This window comes from Curtobacterium sp. 179-B 9B NHS (assembly GCF_045370965.1).
Lineage (GTDB): Bacteria > Actinomycetota > Actinomycetes > Actinomycetales > Microbacteriaceae > Curtobacterium.
In genome coordinates this window covers 93,303-111,029 of the sequence record NZ_JBIQDQ010000004.1, presented here as the reverse complement: position 1 = coordinate 111,029, position 17,727 = coordinate 93,303, and the positions used below count along the sequence as shown (strand labels likewise).

Genomic DNA, 17,727 nt, shown 5'->3' with positions numbered 1-17,727 from the left:
ACGAACACGGGAGACACGTGACCAACGAACGACGGGTGCTGGTGCACCCGGACAAGCAGTCCCTCGGCGCGTCGGTCGCCGCTCGCTTCATCACGAAGATCATCGACGTGCTGGACGAGCAGGAGCGCGCGGACATCGCGATCAGCGGCGGCTCGGTGTCGACCCTGGTCCTCGCGGCGATCGGGCAGTCGCCTGCGCGTGAGAGCGTGGACTGGTCGAAGGTGCACGTGTGGTGGGTCGACGAGCGCTGGGTCGCCGAGGGCGATGCGGACCGCAACGTCACCGGCACGGAGACGGACTTCTTCGAGCACGTGGACATCCCGCAGGCGAACATCCACCCGATGGCACCGTCCGACGCCGGGCTGTCCATCGACGAGGCCGCCGCTCAGTACGAGCGCGAGCTCCAGGAGGCAGCACCCGAGGGCGCGGTCGCGCCCCGCTTCGACATCACGCTGCTCGGGGTCGGCCCCGACGGCCACACGGCGTCGCTCTTCCCCGAGTTCCCGCAGCTCGCGGTGACCGACCGTGCCGTGCTGACGGTCGACGACTCCCCCAAGCCGCCGGCGCAGCGCCTGACGCTGTCCTTCCCGGTGATCAACGCCTCGCAGCGCGTGTGGGTCATCCTGTCCGGCGCCGAGAAGGCGTCGGTGCTCGGCCTCGCGCTGGCCGGTGCCGCGGTGGACGAGGTCCCCGTCGGCGGCGTCCAGGGCCGCAAGCGCACCGTGTTCTTCGTGGACCAGGACGCCGCGCGCGAGGTCCCCGAGAACCTCATCGCGTCGACCTACTAGACGCGACCCCCTGACGGACGGGAGGCGCGGTGCCGGCTGGCACCGCGCCTCCCGTCCGTCGTCGGTGCCGGCCCGCGCAACTGCCGTGCGGACGTCGCCGGCCCGCTTCCGGTCGCACGACTTGCCACTCACCTCCGACCCCGACGGCATGTCGTGCGACCCGAACGACCGCGTGCGGCACGTCCTGCGACCGGAACAGCCAGGACCGGAGGACCGAGGGCACCGACGACACGTCCGGCGGATGACGAAGGCCCCCGCACCGGATCGGTGCGGGGGCCTTCTGACGCCAGGTGCTACTTCGCGGTACCGCGACGCTGCCGGAGCTGCTGCAGCGCGTCCTCGAGGAGCTGCGCTGCCTCTTCCTCGGTGCGGCGCTCCTTCACGTACGCGAGGTGCGTCTTGTAGGGCTCGGTCTTCGCGACGACGGGAGGGTTCTCCTTGTCGCGGCCGGCCGGCAGACCCGTCGACGGCGAGTCCACCGTCTCCGGGATCTCGTCGTCCGGCAGGGTCGCCGAGAAGTACCGCACGACCTCGTTGCCGAGGGCGTCCCAGTACGAGACGGCCACGCGCTCGGCCTGGACGCCGCGGTCCTGCTCCCCCATCGGACCCGCGCCGACGCGGGACCCTCGGATTGCACTGCCTCCGGTTGCCATGGCTCAGCTCCCTGCCGTGAACTTGTTGATGAGACCGAGCACGATGATCGAGACGATCCAGACCAGACCGAGGATCACCGTGATGCGGTTGAGGTTGCGCTCGGCGACGCCGGACGCCCCGAGGTTGCTCGTCACGCCGCCGCCGAACATGTCGGAGAGACCGCCACCGCGGCCCTTGTGCAGGAGGATGAGGAGCGTGAGCAGGAGGCTCGTGATCGCGAGCAGGACCTGCAGCACGACGGAGAGTATCGCCACGACGTACCTTTCGTGTGAAGTCAGCCCTGCAAGTGTAGCGGGCCGCGTGAGCAGCCCCGACACCGGCACGGGCGTGGCTCAGGCCGGCCACGCGGACGTGGCCGGCCTGAGCAGGATGGATCAGAGTCCGACGTGCTGCCGGAAGCGCGCGATCGCCGCGAACTCCTGCACGTCGAGCGAGGCCCCACCGACGAGCGCGCCGTCGATGTCGGGCTCGCGCAGGAAGCCGGCGATGTTGCCCGACTTCACAGAACCGCCGTAGAGCACGCGCGTGCTGGCGGCGAGGTCGTCGCCCCAGGCCTCGGCGATCCCGCGACGCAGCGCGGCGCAGTCCTCCTGGGCCTGTTCCGCAGTCGCGGCCTGACCGGAACCGATCGCCCAGACCGGTTCGTACGCGACGACGATCTCGGACGGCTTCACGGCCTCGAGGACGACCTTGAGCTGTTCGACCGGGACGACACCGGCGCCGCGCTGCTCGCGCTCCTCGCCGGTCTCACCGACACAGACCACCGGCACGAGGCCGTGCTTGACTGCAGCGGCGGTCTTCGCGGCGACGACCTCGTCGGTCTCCCCGTGCAGCGTGCGCCGCTCGGAGTGTCCGACGATGACGTACTGCGCATCGAGCGCTGCGAGGAACGCCCCGGACACGTCACCGGTGTGGGCACCGGAGTCGTACTGGGACAGGTCCTGGGCGCCGAACCGGATCTCGAGCTTGTCGGCCGAGATGAGCGTCTGCACGCTGCGGAGGTCCGTGAAGGGCGGGAACACCGCGACCTCGACGTCGTCGTGGTCGTGGCGGGCATCCTTCAGGGTCCACGCGATCTTCTGCACGGTGGCGATGGCCTGGAGGTGGTCCAGGTTCATCTTCCAGTTGCCGGCGATGAACGGACGGCGGTTCATGCTGCGTCCTTCCCGGAGTCACCGGCGATGAACGGCGTGCGGGTCATCGGGACCACCCCAGTGCTTCGAGACCGGGCAGTGACTTGCCCTCGAGGAACTCGAGGCTCGCACCACCACCGGTCGAGATGTGCCCGAACCGGTCGTCCGAGAACCCGAGCGACCGGACGGCCGCCGCGGAGTCGCCACCGCCGACGACACCGAGGCCGTCGACCTCGGTCAACGCCTGCGCGACGGTCTTCGTGCCTGCTGCGAACGCCGGGAACTCGAACACGCCCATCGGGCCGTTCCAGAACACGGTCTTCGAGCCGGACACCGCCGACGCGAAGCGCGCCGCGGTCTCCGGGCCGATGTCGAGGCCGATGCCGTCCGTGCCGAACGACGAGGACTCGATCGCGTCGGCCGCGACGGTCTCGTGGTCGGCGTCCGCAGCGAACCCGGAGGCCACCACGACGTCGGTCGGCAGGTCGATCGTCACGCCGAGCTCGTCCGCCTTGGCGAGGTACGCCCGGACGGTGTCGAGCTGATCCTGCTCGAGGAGCGACTTCGCGACCCCGTGACCCTGGGCCGCGAGGAACGTGAAGAGCATGCCGCCGCCGATGCACAGCGTGTCGACCTGCGGGAGCAGGTGCTCGATGACACCGAGCTTGTCGCTGACCTTCGATCCGCCGAGCACGACCGTGTACGGCCGCTGCGGGTCCTTGGTCAACCGCTCGAGCACCGTCAGCTCGGACTCGATGAGCGAGCCGGCCGCGCTGGGCAGCGCTGCCGCGAGCTCGTACACGGAGGCCTGCTTGCGGTGCACGACGCCGAAGCCGTCCGACACGAACGCGTCACCGAGGGCGGCGATCCGCTCGGCGAACGCCGTGCGCGCCGACGCGTCCTTCGAGGTCTCCTCCGGGTTGAAGCGGAGGTTCTCGAGCAGCAGGACGTCGCCGTCCCCGAGGGCCTCGGCGGCCGCGGTCGCCTCGTCGCCGACGGTCTCGCCGACGAAGGTGACCTCCTTGCCGAGCAGTTCGGAGAGCCGCTGCGCCACGGGGGCGAGCGAGTACTCCTGCGCAGGCGTGCCGTCGGGACGACCGAGGTGCGAGATCACGATGACCCGCGCACCGGCGTTGACGAGCGTGTTGAGCGTGCCCAGCGACGCGCGCACGCGGCCGTCGTCGGTGATCGTGCCGTCCTTGAGCGGGACGTTCAGGTCACACCGGACGACGACGCGCTTGCCGGCGAGGTCGCCGAGGTCCTCGAGGGTGCGGAGGCTCATGCCGAGAGTCGCTCGCCCACGTACTCGGTCAGGTCGACGAGGCGGTTCGAGTAGCCCCACTCGTTGTCGTACCACGAGGTGATCTTGACGAGCTTGCCGATGACCTTGGTCAGGCCGGAGTCGTAGATCGACGAGTGCGGGTCCGTCGTGATGTCGGTCGACACCAGCGGGTCCTCGCTGTAGAGCAGGATGCCCTTGAGCGGGCCCTCGGCGGCCTCCTTGTAGGCGGCGTTGATCTCGTCGACGGTGACCTCGGACGACGTCTCGAGGGTGAGGTCGGTGATCGAACCGGTCGGCACCGGCACGCGGAGGGCGTAGCCGTCGAGCTTGCCGGCGAGCTCGGGCATGACGAGGCCGATGGCCTTCGCCGCACCGGTCGAGGTCGGGACGATGTTGAGCGCGGCGGCGCGGGCACGACGCGGGTCCTTGTGCGGGCCGTCCTGCAGGTTCTGGTCGGCGGTGTACGCGTGCACCGTCGTCATGAGGCCACGCTCGATGCCGAACTTGTCGTGGAAGACCTTGGCGAGCGGCGCGAGGCTGTTCGTGGTGCACGACGCGTTCGAGATGATGTTGTGGTTCTCGGGGTCGTACTGGTCCTCGTTCACGCCGAGGACGATGGTGACGTCGTCGCCGGTCGCCGGGGCCGAGATGATGACCTTCTTGGCGCCCGCGTCGATGTGCTTCTGCGCGTCGGCTGCCTTGGTGAAGAAGCCGGTCGACTCGATGACGATGTCGACGCCCAGCTCGCCCCACGGGAGGTTCGCAGGGTCGCGCTCCGCGAGGACCTTGATCGGCTTGCCGTCGACGACGATGCTGTCGCCGTCGAGCTCGACGGAGACGCCGAGACGACCCGTGATGGAGTCGAACTTCAGCAGGTTCGCGAGGGCCGCGTTGTCGGTGAGGTCGTTCACCGCCACGATCTCGAGGTCGGAGCCCTTGGCGAGGGCGGCCCGGAAGAAGTTACGGCCGATGCGGCCGAAGCCGTTGATGCCGATCTTGACGGTCAATGGATCTCCTGGTGGGTGTGGAGCGCCCCGGGGGCGCTGCTTTTCGGAGTCGTGCGGCCCTGCGGACCCACGTGTGGTGGACGATACGCCCCGTAACGTCGCCGTAACGACCCTAGCAGTCGGACACTGCGCGCCCGCGCCGGATGACGGTCCGTCCGGACGGTCCCGCCGACGGTGGTGGACGCTCCCCCGGACGGACGGACGGGAGGCGCGGTGCCAGCCGGCACCGCGCCTCCCGTCCGTCGTGGGGCCGGTCGGGGCTACGCCCCCTCGAGCTCCTCCGGCACGCTGGCCTCGGTCCCCGGCACGCCGGTGTCGACCGCCTTCTTGTCGGCCATCGCGAGCAGGCGGCGGATGCGGCCGGCGATCGCGTCCTTGGTCATCGGCGGCTCGGCGTGCTGACCGAGCTCGTCGAGCGAGGCGTCACGGTGCTGCAGCCGGAGCGACCCGGCGTACTTGAGGTGGTCCGGGACGTCGTCACCGAGGATCTCGAGCGCGCGCTCGACGCGGGCGCACGCGGCGACGGCGGCCTGCGCCGAGCGGCGGAGGTTGGCGTCGTCGAAGTTCACCAGACGGTTGGCGGTGGCGCGGACCTCGCGGCGCTGGCGCATCTCCTCCCACTCGGCGGTGGTGCGGGCGGCGCCCATGACGGTGAGCATCTGGCCGATCGCCTCGCCGTCGCGGATGACGACGCGGTGGACGCCGCGGACCTCGCGGCCCTTCGCGGCGATCCCGAGGCGCGAGGCGGCACCGACCAGTGCCATCGCCGCCTCGTTGCCCGGGCAGGTGACCTCGAGCGCGGCGGCGCGACCGGGGTCGGTCAGCGTGCCGGAGGCGAGGAACGCACCGCGCCAGATGGCGGCGAGGTCCTCGCGGTTGCCGGTCGTCAGACGGTTCGGCAGGCCACGCACCGGGCGACGGCGCGCGTCCATGAGCCCGGTCTGGCGGGCGAGCGTCTCCCCCGCCTCGAGCACGCGGACCAGGTAGCGGGTGCCGCGGCGGGAGGACGCGGACGACCCCACCGACGCCTCGCTCCGCACGCCGTACAGCTCCGCCAGGTCCTTGCGCACGCGGTGGACGATGATCCGGGTGTCGAGCTCGACCTCGACCGCGATCCTGCCCGAGATGACGTGCAGGCCGCCCGCGAACCGCAGGATGGTCGCGAGTTCGGCGGCGCGGACCGTGTTGCGGTTCACGACGACCCTGGCCAGTTCGTCCTTGACCTCGGCAGTCAACGGCACAGCATCATTCCTAACGTTTTCTCTGGTGGGGTCCGCGGGTCCGGCGCACGTGGGTGTGGAGCGGCCGGAGGAACGGTCACTCCCGGCCGAGATCTCGGTTCTTCACACGCACGGCGACGTCGGACATCCCGCGGAGGAGGTTCGCCAACTCGGCGACGACGGCGACCGAGCGGTGCTTGCCGCCGGTACAGCCGATGGCGATCGTAGCGTGTCTTTTGTTCTCGCGTTGGTATCCCGCCAGCACGGGCTCGAGCACGGCAGCGTACCGCTCGACGAACGAGCGGGCGCCCGGCTGCGACAGGACGTACTCCGAGACGGGGGCGTCGAGGCCGGTGTGCGGGCGGAGTTCCGGCACCCAGTAGGGGTTCGGGATGAACCGCACGTCCGCGACCATGTCGGCGTCGGCGGGCAGCCCGTACTTGAACCCGAAGCTCATGAGCGTGACCTGGACCCCGACGAAGTGGTCGTCGGCGAAGCGCTCCGTGACGGCGTTGGCGAGCTGGTGGATGTTCAGGTCCGAGGTGTCGATGACGACGTCGGAGGCCTCGCGCAGCCCGGACAGCCGCGAACGCTCGAGGCCGATGCCGTCGAGCAGCGTCCCGTCGCCCTGCAACGGGTGCGGCCGGCGGACCTGCTCGAAGCGGCGCACGAGCACGGCGTCCGTCGCCTCGAGGAAGAGCACCCGGACCCGGGCGGAGGTGCTGGCACGGACCTGCTCGACCGCCTGCTCCGGGTCGGTGAAGAACCGTCCGCCGCGGACGTCGACGACGGTCGCGATCTTCGGGATCTTCTCCCCGGCACGGTCCGCGAGCTCGGTGAGCGGGCCGAGCATCTGCGTCGGGAGGTTGTCGACCACGTACCAGCCGAGGTCCTCGAGCGCCTTGCCGACCGTGGAACGGCCGGCGCCGGACATGCCGGTGACGATGAGGATGTCGTGCTGCTGCGACGCGGACGTCGGGGTTGTTCGGTCGTCGCTCGTGTCGCTCATGTGTGGGAGGGCTCCGTCGTGGCGGCCCGGGCCACGGCCCGGGGAGGTCTCGGCTTCGGGTCTCGGCTGCGCGTCCAGGCTACCGTCCCGCGCTCGGAGCGGGGCCGGTCACCGTGGACGCGACGGGCCGTCGGCGGAGACGTCCGGGACGCGGACGGGGCCGACCGGCCGGGAGGCGCGGCTCGGCTCCTCCGCGGCGGCTGCTGCGGGCGCGTCCGGGTCCGTCGTCCGCTCCGGACCGGGGGTGCTGGCTGCGCGCCCGGCAGGGTCGGCGTCGCTCGCCTCCGGCACGCTTCCTCCGGGCGGGCTCCCCTCCGGCGCGCTGCGGGGCGTCTGCGCGAGCTTCGTGACGACCGCCGCCGCGGTGGCCGGCCCGACGCCGTTCACCTCGGCGATCTGCTCCGCCGTCGCCTCACGCAGGCGCGCGACCGACCCGAAGTGCTTCAGCAGGGCGTTCACCCGGGTCGGGCCGAGCCCGGGGATCTCCGACAGCTGCGACCGGACGTCGCGCTTCCGGCGGGTCCGCTGGTGCGTGATCGCGAACCGGTGCGCCTCGTCACGGATCCGCTGGATCAGGAAGAGCGCCTCGGAGTTGCGCGGCATGATCACCGGGAAGTCGTCGTCGGGCAACCACAGTTCCTCGAGGCGCTTCGCGATGCCCACCAGGGCGATGTCGTGCACGCCGGCCTCGTCCATCGCCCGCTTGGCCGCCTGGACCTGGGGCTGGCCGCCGTCGACGATGAGCAGCTGCGGACGGTACGCGAACCGCTTCGTCGGCTTCGTGCCCTCGACGACGTCCTCGCTCGTGGCGTCCGGGACGTCCGGCACCGCGGCGTCCTCGTCGAGGCGCGCCAGCCGTCGCGACAGCACCTGGTACATGCTGTCGGTGTCGTCGGTCGTCTCGGCGATCGTGTAGCGGCGGTACTGGTCCTTGCGCGGGAGCCCGTCCTCGAACACCACCATCGACGCCACCACGTTCGTGCCCTGCAGGTGGGAGATGTCGTAGCACTCCATCCGCAGGGGGGCCTCGGTCATGCCCAGGGCGTCCTGGATGTCGGCGAGGGCAGCCGACCGGGTCGTGTAGTCCGCGCTGCGCTTCGTCTTGTAGAGCATGAGCGCCTGCGCGGCGTTCTGGGCGGCCGTGCGCGCGAGGCCCGCCCGGTCGCCCCGCTGGGCCGTGCTGAGCTTCGTGCCGCGCCTGCCGCGCCGCTCGCTGAGCCACTGCTGCAGGGCCTCGGCGTCCTCGGGGAGTTCCGGCACGACGACCTCGCGCGGGACGTCGTCGCTCGTCGCGTACTGGCCCTGGACGATCTGTTCGACCAGGTCACCGGTGCTGATGTCGAGCTCCTTGTCGACCACCCACCCCCGGACACCGCGGATGCGCCCGCCGCGCACGGAGAACAGCTGCACGGCGGCGGCGAGCTCGTCCTCGGCCACACCGAACAGGTCGAGGTCGACCGAGTCACGGAGGACCACCGCCGACTTCTCGAGCACCGCTTCGAGGGCACCGACCTGGTCGCGGTACCGCGCCGCCTGCTCGTAGTCCATGGCGTCGGCGGCCGCGGCCATGCGCTGCCGCAGGGTCGTGATCACCCTGCGGTCGTAGCTGCCCATGAACCGGACGAACTCCTCGACGATCGCCCGGTGCTCGGCGATGGTGACCTTCTGCGAGCAGGGTCCACCGCACTTGCCGATCTGGCCCGGGAAGCACGGCTTGCCCGTCTGCATCGCCTTCTTGTAGGACGAGTCCGAGCAGGTGCGGATCGGGAACACCTTGATCATCAGGTCGATGGTGTCGTGCACCGCCCAGATCTTCGGGTAGGGCCCGAAGTACTTCGCGCCCTTGATCTTCCGGTTCCGCGTCACCATCACCCGCGGCGACTCCTCGCCCAGGGTGATCGCCATGTACGGGTACGACTTGTCGTCCCGGAACTTGACGTTGAACGGCGGGTCGAACTCCTTGATCCACGTGTACTCGAGCTGCAGTGCCTCGATCTCGGAGCCGACGGTGGTCCACTCGACGCTCCGGGCCGTGAGCACCATGCGTCGGGTGCGCTCGTGGAGGGTCGGCAGCGGTGCGAAGTAGTTGCTCAGGCGGGCGCGGAGGTTCTTCGCCTTGCCGACGTAGAGCACCCGACCGGCCTCGTCACGCCACCGGTAGACGCCTGGGTCGGTCGGGATCTCCCCCGCCTTCGGCCGCCAGGAGACGGTGTCCGCCACCTACCGAGCACCCGCCTTCTGCTTGCTCTGCTGCCCGCCCTGGTGCTTCTGCGTGGCCTGACGCGCACCGACCGCCTGCTCCTTGCCGACACGGGCGTCCTGCGCATCGAAGATCTCGCGCAGGAACACACCGGTGTGGCTCTCGGGGACGTCGGCCACGTGTTCCGGGGTGCCGACGGCCAGGACCGTACCGCCACCGGCGCCGCCCTCGGGTCCCATGTCGACCAGCCAGTCGGCGGACTTGATCACGTCGAGGTTGTGCTCGATCGTGATCACGGTGTTGCCCTTGTCGACCAGGCTCTGCAGCACGAGCAGCAGCTTCCGGACGTCCTCGAAGTGCAGGCCGGTCGTCGGCTCGTCGAGCACGTAGACCGTGCGGCCGTTCGAGCGGCGCTGGAGTTCCGTCGCGAGCTTGACGCGCTGGGCCTCGCCACCGGAGAGGGTCGTCGCGCTCTGCCCGAGGCGCACGTAGCCCAGGCCCACGTCGACGAGCGTCGCCATGTAGCGGTGGATCGCCGAGATCGGCTCGAAGAACTCGGCCGCCTCGCTGATCGGCATGTCGAGGACCTCGGAGATGTCCTTGCCCTTGTAGTGCACCTGCAGCGTCTCGCGGTTGTACCGCGCACCGCCGCAGACCTCGCACGCCACGTAGACGTCGGGCAGGAAGTTCATCTCGATCTTGATCGTGCCGTCACCCGAGCAGTTCTCGCAGCGGCCGCCCTTGACGTTGAAGCTGAAGCGACCGGGCTGGTAGCCGCGCGCCTTCGCCTCGGGCGTCTCGGCGAAGAGCTGCCGGATGCGGTCGAACACGCCGGTGTAGGTCGCCGGGTTGGACCGCGGGGTGCGGCCGATCGGCGCCTGGTCGACGTGCACGACCTTGTCGAGCTGGTCGAGGCCCTTCACGCGGGTGTGCTTGCCGGCGATGTGCCGTGCGCCGTTGAGCTGGTTCGCGAGCACCTTGTACAGGATGTCGTTGACCAGGGTCGACTTGCCGGAGCCGCTGACGCCGGTCACCGCGGTGAAGACACCGAGCGGGAAGTCGACGTCGACCTGCTTGAGGTTGTTCGCCCGGGCGCCCTGCACGCTGATGACGCGCTTCGGGTTGATCTTCCGTCGCTCGGCGGGCACCTCGATCGCGCGCCGACCTGCCAGGTAGTCACCGGTCACCGACTCGCGGTTCGCGATGATGCCCTCGTAGGAGCCGGAGTGCACGACCTTGCCGCCGTTCACGCCCGCGCCCGGTCCGATGTCGACGACCCAGTCCGCCGTGCGGATGGTGTCCTCGTCGTGCTCGACGACGATGAGGGTGTTGCCGAGGTCCTTGAGCTTGACGAGCGTGTCGATGAGCCGACGGTTGTCGCGCTGGTGCAGGCCGATGCTCGGCTCGTCGAGCACGTAGAGCACGCCCGTCAGGCCCGATCCGATCTGCGTCGCGAGCCGGATGCGCTGCGCCTCGCCGCCGGAGAGCCCGCCGGCTCCGCGTGCGAGGGTCAGGTAGTTCAGGCCGACCTCGAGCAGGAACTCGAGCCGCGCGCGGATCTCGCGGAGGACGGCGGCCGCGATGTGCGCCTCACGCTCGGTGAGCGTCAGCTCCTCCATGAAGCCGTACGCCTGGTCGAGCGACATGTCGGTCACGTCGGCGATGCTGCGACCGTCGACCGTCACGGCGAGGACCTCGGGCTTCAGGCGCGTGCCGTCGCAGACCGGGCAGGGGACCTCGCGCAGGTAGCCCTGGAAGCGCTGCCGCTGCGAGTCCGACTCGGCCTCGGCGAACTTGCGCTCGATGTAGGGCATGACACCCTCGAACCCGCTCGTGTACCGCATCTCGCGGCCGAAACGGTTCTTCCACGACACGGAGACCTGGAAGTCCTTGCCGGTCAGGATCGCGGCCTGCACCGACGGGTCGAGCTGGTTCCACGGGGTGTCGAGGCCGAACCCGAGGTCCTTGCCGAGACCCGCGAGGAGCTTCTCGAAGTACGAGTACAGCCCGCTCGTGCCCGTCCAGGGCAGCAGGACGCCGTCTCGCAGCGAGGCCTCGGGGTCGCCGAGCACCAGGTCGGGGTCGACCGACATGCGGGTACCGAGGCCCGAGCACTCGGGGCAGGCACCGAACGGTGCGTTGAACGAGAAGGTCCGCGGCTCGATCTCGGTGAGCGCGAGCGGGTGGTTGTTCGGGCAGGACAGGTTCTCGGAGTAGGTCCGGACCGCGCCGGGCCCCTCGTGGTCGACGAGGTCGATCGCCACGGTGCCGTTCGTCAACCGCAGGGCGGTCTCGAGCGAGTCGGTGAGGCGGCCGAGGATGTCGTCGCTCGCCACGAGACGGTCGACGATCACCGAGATGTCGTGCTTGACCTGCTTCTTGAGCTTGGGCGGGTCGCTCAGCTGGATGCGCTCACCGTCGACGATCGCACGGGCGTACCCCGAGGCCGCGAGCTCCTGGAAGAGGTCGACGAACTCGCCCTTCTTCTTGGAGACGACCGGCGCGAGGACCTGGAAGCGCGTGCCGGTCTCGAACTCCATGAGCTGGTCCGCGATCTGCTGCACGCTCTGCTTGCTGATCACCTCGCCGCAGACGGGGCAGTGCGGGACACCGATGCGCGCCCAGAGCAGACGCATGTAGTCGTAGACCTCGGTGATGGTGCCCACGGTCGACCGCGGGTTCCGGTTCGTCGACTTCTGGTCGATCGAGACCGCCGGCGACAGGCCCTCGATGAAGTCGACGTCGGGCCGGTCCACCTGGCCGAGGAACTGCCGGGCGTAGGCCGACAGCGACTCCACGTAGCGCCGTTGGCCCTCGGCGAAGATCGTGTCGAACGCGAGCGAGGACTTGCCCGACCCGGACAGCCCGGTGAACACGACGAGCGAGTCCCGAGGGATCTCGAGGTCGACGTCGCGGAGGTTGTGCACGCGAGCGCCCCGGACGCTGAGCGTCGAGGTGCTGTGCGGCGCCGTCCCGCCGGGGATGTGGAGGTCTGCAGGCTCGCCGAAGGCGTTCCGGCCCGGGGTCGCGGTTCCGCGGTCAGAGGTGATGGTCATCGCAGACGATTCTACGAAGCAGGACCGACATCCGTCCGGGCGTGGCGGTCTAGCCGAGTGCGTCGAGAGCGAACGCGACGCCGGTCGCCTGTTCGCTCGCCGTCCAGAGGCGCGCAGCGACGGTGCGGTCGTGGGCACGCGGGCGCGCCGGGACGAGGGCCGGACGACCGGCGAACTGGAGCGGGCCGGCCGGCCCCCAGTACTCCCCCGAGCGGACGTCCTCACCGACGGCGGCGTGCACGAGCGGCCACGCCCCGGCGTCCTTGCCCTGCGCCACCCAGCCCGAGCCCGCTCGCATCCACGCCGGTTCGGACCGCGTCGGTGCGACGTCCGGTCGGGGCGGGGCGGCGGCGTCGAGTGCCAGCCCGGGGTGCGCGACGACGCTGCGCACCCGCGAGCCGGCGTCGCCGAGCCGCTGCGCGAGCTCGAAGCCGAACAGCATCACCGCGAGTTTGCTCCTGGCGTACTGGCGGTGGCCCTCGTAGCGGCCGACCGCGAGCGGATCCGTCCGGTCGAGCGTCGTGAGGCGGTGCGCGATGGAGCCGAGGTGCACCACACGCCCGGCGTCCTGGTCGAGGGCCGGCAGCGCCAGCGCCGTCCAGGCGAAGTGTCCGAGGTGGTTCGTGCCGACCTGCAGTTCGAAGCCCTGCGCGGTGCGCTGCGGGCGAGCCGATCCGACCACGCCGGCGTTGTTGAGCAGGGCGTGCACGGGGCCGAGCTCCCGGAGCCGCACGGCCGCGGCACGCACGCTGTCGAGGTCGGCCAGGTCGAGGTGCAGGTGCACGAGCGCGGCGTCGTCGACGTGCTTCCGGATGCTGCGCTCGGCAGCGGCGGCACGCTCGGGGTTCCGCGTGGCGAGCACGACCCGGTGGCCCTGTGCCGCGAGCTGCTCGGCTGCGTGGTAGCCCAGGCCGGCGCTGGCACCCGTGACGACGACGGTCCGCCGCGCGGTCCCGGAGGTGTCAGCGGACATGCCCGGCGGACTCCATCTGTCGCAGGGCCTTCTTCAGGTCCTGCACCTCGTCACGGAGCCGTGCCGCCAGCTCGAACTTCAGCTCGGCCGCGGCCTGCAGCATCTGGTCGTTGAGGTCGGCGATCGTCGCCTCGAGCTGGGTCGCGCCCTCTCCCGCGATGCCCTCGCGCCGCAGGTTCGGCGTGGGCGACCGGCGGCCGTCGGAACCCGGGCGACCCTCGAGCAGCGCCTTGGTGTCGTCGCTCTCGCGCTGCAGCACCTCGGTGATGTCGGCGATCTTCTTGCGGAGGGGCTGCGGGTCGATGCCGTGCTCGAGGTTGTAGGCGACCTGCTTCTCGCGGCGCCGATCGGTCTCGTCGATCGCCTGGCGCATGGAGTCGGTGATCTTGTCGGCGTACATGAGCACCTGGCCCGACACGTTGCGGGCGGCACGGCCGATCGTCTGGATGAGGGATGTCGACGACCGCAGGAACCCTTCCTTGTCGGCGTCGAGGATCGCCACGAGGGACACCTCGGGCAGGTCGAGGCCCTCGCGCAGCAGGTTGATGCCGACGAGCACGTCGTACACGCCCTGGCGCAGCTCCGTCAGCAGTTCGACACGCTTCAGGGTGTCGACGTCGGAGTGCAGGTACCGCACGCGGACGCCGGCGTTGCCGAGGAAGTCCGTGAGTTCCTCGGCCATCCGCTTGGTCAGGGTCGTGACGAGCACGCGCTCGTCACGCTCGACGCGCAGCTTGATCTCCTCGAGCAGGTCGTCGATCTGGCCGTCGCTCGGCTTCACGACGATCTCGGGGTCGACCAGACCCGTCGGACGGATGATCTGCTCGACGACGCTGTCGGTGACGCCGAGTTCGTACTTGCCCGGGGTCGCCGACAGGTAGACCTTCTGCCCGACGCGCTCGAGGAACTCCTCCCACGTCAACGGTCGGTTGTCGAGCGCGCTCGGCAGACGGAAGCCGTGCTCGACGAGCGTGCGCTTGCGGGAGGCGTCACCCTCGTACATCGCACCGATCTGCGGCACGGTCACGTGCGACTCGTCGATCACGATGAGGAAGTCGTCCGGGAAGTAGTCGATGAGGCAGTGCGGCGCCTCGCCCGCATCGCGCCCGTCCATGTGGCGCGAGTAGTTCTCGATGCCGGAGCAGAAGCCGATCTGCTCCATCATCTCGATGTCGAAGGTCGTGCGCATGCGGAGCCGCTGGGCCTCGAGCAGCTTGCCCTGGCCCTCGAGCTCGGCGAGTCGGTCGGCCAGCTCGTCCTTGATCCGCTCGATCGCCCGGTGCATGACGTCGGTGTCGGCGACGTAGTGCGACGCCGGGAAGATCGAGACACCGGGCAGGTCCGCGATGACGTTGCCGGTCAGCGGGTGCAGCGAGGTGAGCGCCTCGATCTCGTCACCGAACATCTCGATGCGGATCGCGTGCTCTTCGTACATCGGGATGATCTCGATGGTGTCGCCGCGGACGCGGAAGGTGCCGCGGGCGAAGTCGACGTCGTTGCGCTGGTACTGCATGCCGACGAACTTGCGCACGAGCTGGTCGCGGGAGATCGTCTGGCCGACGTGGAGCGCGATCGACGCGTTCATGTACTGCTCGGGCGTGCCGAGGCCGTAGATGCAGGACACGGTCGACACCACCACGACGTCGCGCCGGCTGAGCAGCGAGTTCGTCGTCGAGTGCCGGAGCCGCTCGACCTCCGCGTTGACCGACGAGTCCTTCTCGATGAAGGTGTCCGTCTGCGGGACGTACGCCTCGGGCTGGTAGTAGTCGTAGTACGAGACGAAGTACTCGACCGCGTTGTTCGGCAGGAGCCCGCGGAACTCGTTCGCCAGCTGCGCGGCCAGGGTCTTGTTGTGCGCGAGCACGAGCGTCGGCCGCTGGACCTGCTCGATCAGCCACGCGGTGGTCGCCGACTTGCCGGTACCGGTCGCGCCGAGCAGCACGACGTCGGTCTCACCCGCGTTGATCCGACCGGCGAGCTCGGCGATCGCCGCCGGCTGGTCACCGCTCGGCGAGTACTCGCTGATCACCTCGAAGGGACGGATCGCCCGGGTGGGCTGGATCGACACTGCCATGGGGACAACGGTAGTCGCGCCCCCTGACACCCGACGGCCCTGATCGCCCACAGCTGAGCGGGTACCCGGGCCTGCTGGGCCCGTTCAGGACGCGATGCGGTCCCACACCGCGTCGGCGGACCGCAGGGTGTCCTCGAGCGATCCGGTCGCGTCGACGACGTGGTCGGCGAGGGCGAGCCGCTCGGCGTCCGACGCCTGGGCCGCCACACGTCGCTCGGCCTCGTCACGCGGCATGCCCCGGTGCTCGACGAGTCGTCCGACCCGCTGCGCCGCAGGGGCGTCCACGACGACGACCGCGTCGAACCGGATCGGCCGACTCCCCCGGGCCTCGGCGAGGAGCGGGACGTCGTAGACGACGACGGCTTCCGGATCAGCGGCCTCGGCAGCGTCGAACGCTCCCCGTGCGAGCCGCCACACCTCCGGGTGGGTGATCCCCTCGAGGTCCTTCCGCGCCGAGGCGTCGGAGAAGACGATGCTGCCCAGGGCGGCCCGGTCGAGCGCGCCGTCGGGGGCGAGCACGCCCGTCCCGAACCGTTCCACGACACGGGCGAGCCCGGGGCTGCCCGGAGCGACCGCCTGCCGCGCGAGCCGGTCGGCGTCGACGACGACCGCCCCGTGCTCCGCCCAGCGACGGGAGACGGTGGACTTGCCCGCGGCGATGCCGCCTGTCAGACCGATGATGCGCACCGGTCCAGGTTACCGAGGACGTCGTGGAACGCCGGAAGCCCGGCACCCCCTCAGGGGTACCGGGCTTCCGGGACGTGCGACCCGCTCGATCAGTTGTTCGAGCTGAGCTTCTCGCGGAGCGCCGCGAGCGAGGCGTCGTCGGCCAGGGTGCCCTGACCGTTCGACTCGCTCGAGAAGGTCGACGAGGACGAGGACGAGCTCGAGGCCGAGGCGGGGAGGTCGAAGCCACCCTTCTCCTCGTCCGCGATGGTCTTCGCGACCTGCGCCTTGTGGGCCTCCCAGCGCGACTGGGCGGCCGCGTACTGGCCCTCCCACTCGGTGCGCTGGGTGTCGTAGCCCTCGAGCCACTCGTTGGTCTCCGGGTCGAAGCCCTCGGGGTACTTGTAGTTGCCCTGGTCGTCGTACTCGGTCGGCATGCCGTAGAGCGCCGGGTCGAACTCGGTGCCCTCCGGGTCCACGCCCTCGTTCGCCTGCTTGAGGCTGAGCGAGATGCGACGACGGTCGAGGTCGATGTCGATGATCTTGACGAAGACCTCGTCACCGACGGAGACGACCTGCTCGGCGAGCTCGACGTGCTTGTTCGAGAGCTCCGAGATGTGGACGAGACCCTCGATGCCGTCGGCGACGCGGACGAAGGCACCGAACGGCACGAGCTTCGTGACCTTGCCCGGTGCGATCTGACCGATCGCGTGGGTGCGGGCGAAGACCTGCCACGGGTCCTCCTGCGTGGCCTTGAGCGAGAGCGACACGCGCTCGCGGTCCAGGTCCACCTCGAGGATCTCGACAGTGACTTCCTGACCGACCTCGACGACCTCGCTGGCGTGCTCGATGTGCTTCCAGGAGAGCTCGGAGACGTGGACGAGACCGTCGACGCCGCCCAGGTCGACGAACGCACCGAAGTTGACGATCGACGACACGATGCCCTTGCGGACCTGGCCCTTGTGGAGGTTGTTGAGGAAGGTGGTGCGCGACTCGGACTGCGTCTGCTCGAGCAGGGCGCGGCGGGAGAGGACCACGTTGTTGCGGTTCTTGTCGAGCTCCAGGATCTTCGCCTCGAGCTCCTGGCCCAGGTACGGGGTCAGGTCGCGGACGCGACGCAGCTCGATGAGCGAGGCCGGGAGGAAGCCACGGAGGCCGATGTCGACGATGAGACCGCCCTTGACGACCTCGATGACCGTGCCGGTCACGACGCCGTCGGACTCCTTGATCTTCTCGACGTCGCCCCACGCACGCTCGTACTGCGCACGCTTCTTCGACAGGATGAGGCGGCCTTCCTTGTCCTCCTTCTGGAGGACCAGGGCCTCGACCTCGTCGCCGACCTCGACGACCTCGTTGGGGTCGACGTCGTGCTTGATCGAGAGCTCGCGCGAGGGGATGACACCCTCGGTCTTGTAGCCGACGTCGAGGAGGACCTCGTCGCGGTCGATCTTCACGACGGTTCCGGAGATCAGATCGCCGTCGTTGAAGAACTTGAGGGTCTTCTCGACCTCGGCCAGGAAGTCATCAGCCGAGCCGATGTCGTTGATGGCGACCTGCTTGGGAGCCTTGGTCGTGGTGGTTGTCATGTAGAGATTGCTCCGAACGGACATGAGTCGGGCCGTGACGGCGAGGGAGCGACCCCCTGGTCCGCACCGAACGTCGGTG

The 17,727-nt window shown here is 69.9% G+C and carries 14 protein-coding genes; 1 reads left to right on the top strand and 13 read right to left on the bottom strand.

All coding sequences use genetic code 11. The features are described from left to right. The first annotated feature begins 17 nt into the window (after positions 1-17). Positions 18-788, top strand: coding sequence for a 6-phosphogluconolactonase (gene pgl / locus ACH0A8_RS05775; RefSeq protein WP_251155013.1), 771 nt, complete (start codon positions 18-20; stop codon positions 786-788). A 293-nt stretch (positions 789-1,081) separates the two neighbouring features. On the opposite strand, the gene ACH0A8_RS05770 is transcribed toward pgl, so the two are convergent. The 13 genes from ACH0A8_RS05770 to rpsA all read right to left on the bottom strand — a co-directional run bounded on the left by ACH0A8_RS05770 (position 1,082) and on the right by rpsA (position 17,648). Beyond that, positions 1,082-1,441 (bottom strand): RNA polymerase-binding protein RbpA, encoded by a 360-nt coding sequence (locus tag ACH0A8_RS05770; protein WP_066654425.1) that lies wholly within the window; start codon positions 1,439-1,441, stop codon positions 1,082-1,084. A 3-nt stretch (positions 1,442-1,444) separates the two neighbouring features. Then, positions 1,445-1,696: a preprotein translocase subunit SecG gene (gene secG / locus ACH0A8_RS05765; protein ID WP_058727797.1), complete on the bottom strand. Its 252-nt coding sequence runs from the start codon at positions 1,694-1,696 to the stop codon at positions 1,445-1,447. 120 nt (positions 1,697-1,816) lie between these two features. After that, the gene (gene tpiA, locus ACH0A8_RS05760; protein ID WP_406906794.1) at positions 1,817-2,596 is read right to left on the bottom strand and encodes a triose-phosphate isomerase; all 780 of its coding nucleotides are present in this window, start codon (positions 2,594-2,596) and stop codon (positions 1,817-1,819) included. A gap of 43 nt (positions 2,597-2,639) precedes the next feature. After that, entirely contained in the window at positions 2,640-3,857 is a 1,218-nt protein-coding gene (locus tag ACH0A8_RS05755; RefSeq protein WP_066654427.1) for a phosphoglycerate kinase, read from the bottom strand. Next, complete coding sequence (gene gap, locus ACH0A8_RS05750; RefSeq protein ID WP_058749583.1) at positions 3,854-4,864, bottom strand: type I glyceraldehyde-3-phosphate dehydrogenase; 1,011 nt, start codon at positions 4,862-4,864, stop codon at positions 3,854-3,856. Before gap ends, ACH0A8_RS05755 begins: the two co-directional genes overlap by 4 nt. 260 nt (positions 4,865-5,124) lie before the next feature. Then, positions 5,125-6,105: a DNA-binding protein WhiA gene (gene whiA, locus ACH0A8_RS05745; RefSeq protein ID WP_209682494.1), complete on the bottom strand. Its 981-nt coding sequence runs from the start codon at positions 6,103-6,105 to the stop codon at positions 5,125-5,127. Between the two features lie 76 nt (positions 6,106-6,181). Beyond that, a complete protein-coding gene (rapZ, locus tag ACH0A8_RS05740) occupies positions 6,182-7,093 on the bottom strand; it encodes an RNase adapter RapZ (protein WP_066654437.1) in 912 nt (303 codons plus the stop codon). 108 nt (positions 7,094-7,201) lie between these two features. Further along, on the bottom strand, positions 7,202-9,313 hold the full coding sequence (gene uvrC, locus ACH0A8_RS05735; protein WP_066654439.1) for an excinuclease ABC subunit UvrC: 2,112 nt from the start codon (positions 9,311-9,313) through the stop codon (positions 7,202-7,204). Beyond that, a complete protein-coding gene (uvrA, locus tag ACH0A8_RS05730; protein ID WP_245171061.1) occupies positions 9,314-12,349 on the bottom strand; it encodes an excinuclease ABC subunit UvrA in 3,036 nt (1,011 codons plus the stop codon). It abuts the gene before it with no gap. A 49-nt stretch (positions 12,350-12,398) separates the two neighbouring features. Further along, a complete protein-coding gene (locus tag ACH0A8_RS05725) occupies positions 12,399-13,322 on the bottom strand; it encodes an SDR family NAD(P)-dependent oxidoreductase (protein WP_406906793.1) in 924 nt (307 codons plus the stop codon). Then, positions 13,312-15,384, bottom strand: a complete 2,073-nt coding sequence (uvrB, locus tag ACH0A8_RS05720; RefSeq protein WP_066658265.1) for an excinuclease ABC subunit UvrB — start codon at positions 15,382-15,384, stop codon at positions 13,312-13,314. The genes ACH0A8_RS05725 and uvrB overlap by 11 nt, the downstream gene beginning before the upstream one ends. 96 nt (positions 15,385-15,480) lie before the next feature. Then, the gene (gene coaE, locus ACH0A8_RS05715; RefSeq protein ID WP_066654460.1) at positions 15,481-16,083 is read right to left on the bottom strand and encodes a dephospho-CoA kinase; all 603 of its coding nucleotides are present in this window, start codon (positions 16,081-16,083) and stop codon (positions 15,481-15,483) included. Positions 16,084-16,172: 89 nt separating this feature from the next. After that, positions 16,173-17,648: a 30S ribosomal protein S1 gene (rpsA, locus tag ACH0A8_RS05710; RefSeq protein ID WP_066654468.1), complete on the bottom strand. Its 1,476-nt coding sequence runs from the start codon at positions 17,646-17,648 to the stop codon at positions 16,173-16,175. Positions 17,649-17,727: the final 79 nt, after the last annotated feature.

Bases quoted from the DNA above. Each gene is read 5' to 3' on its own strand.
- ACH0A8_RS05755 (WP_066654427.1), bottom strand. From the start codon at position 3,857: ATGAGCCTCCGCACCCTCGAGGACCTCGGCGACCTCGCCGGCAAGCGC.
- tpiA (WP_406906794.1), bottom strand. From the start codon at position 2,596: ATGAACCGCCGTCCGTTCATCGCCGGCAACTGGAAGATGAACCTGGAC.
- rpsA (WP_066654468.1), bottom strand. From the start codon at position 17,648: ATGACAACCACCACGACCAAGGCTCCCAAGCAGGTCGCCATCAACGAC.
- uvrA (WP_245171061.1), bottom strand. From the start codon at position 12,349: ATGACCATCACCTCTGACCGCGGAACCGCGACCCCGGGCCGGAACGCC.
- ACH0A8_RS05770 (WP_066654425.1), bottom strand. From the start codon at position 1,441: ATGGCAACCGGAGGCAGTGCAATCCGAGGGTCCCGCGTCGGCGCGGGT.
- rapZ (WP_066654437.1), bottom strand. From the start codon at position 7,093: ATGAGCGACACGAGCGACGACCGAACAACCCCGACGTCCGCGTCGCAG.
- ACH0A8_RS05725 (WP_406906793.1), bottom strand. From the start codon at position 13,322: ATGTCCGCTGACACCTCCGGGACCGCGCGGCGGACCGTCGTCGTCACG.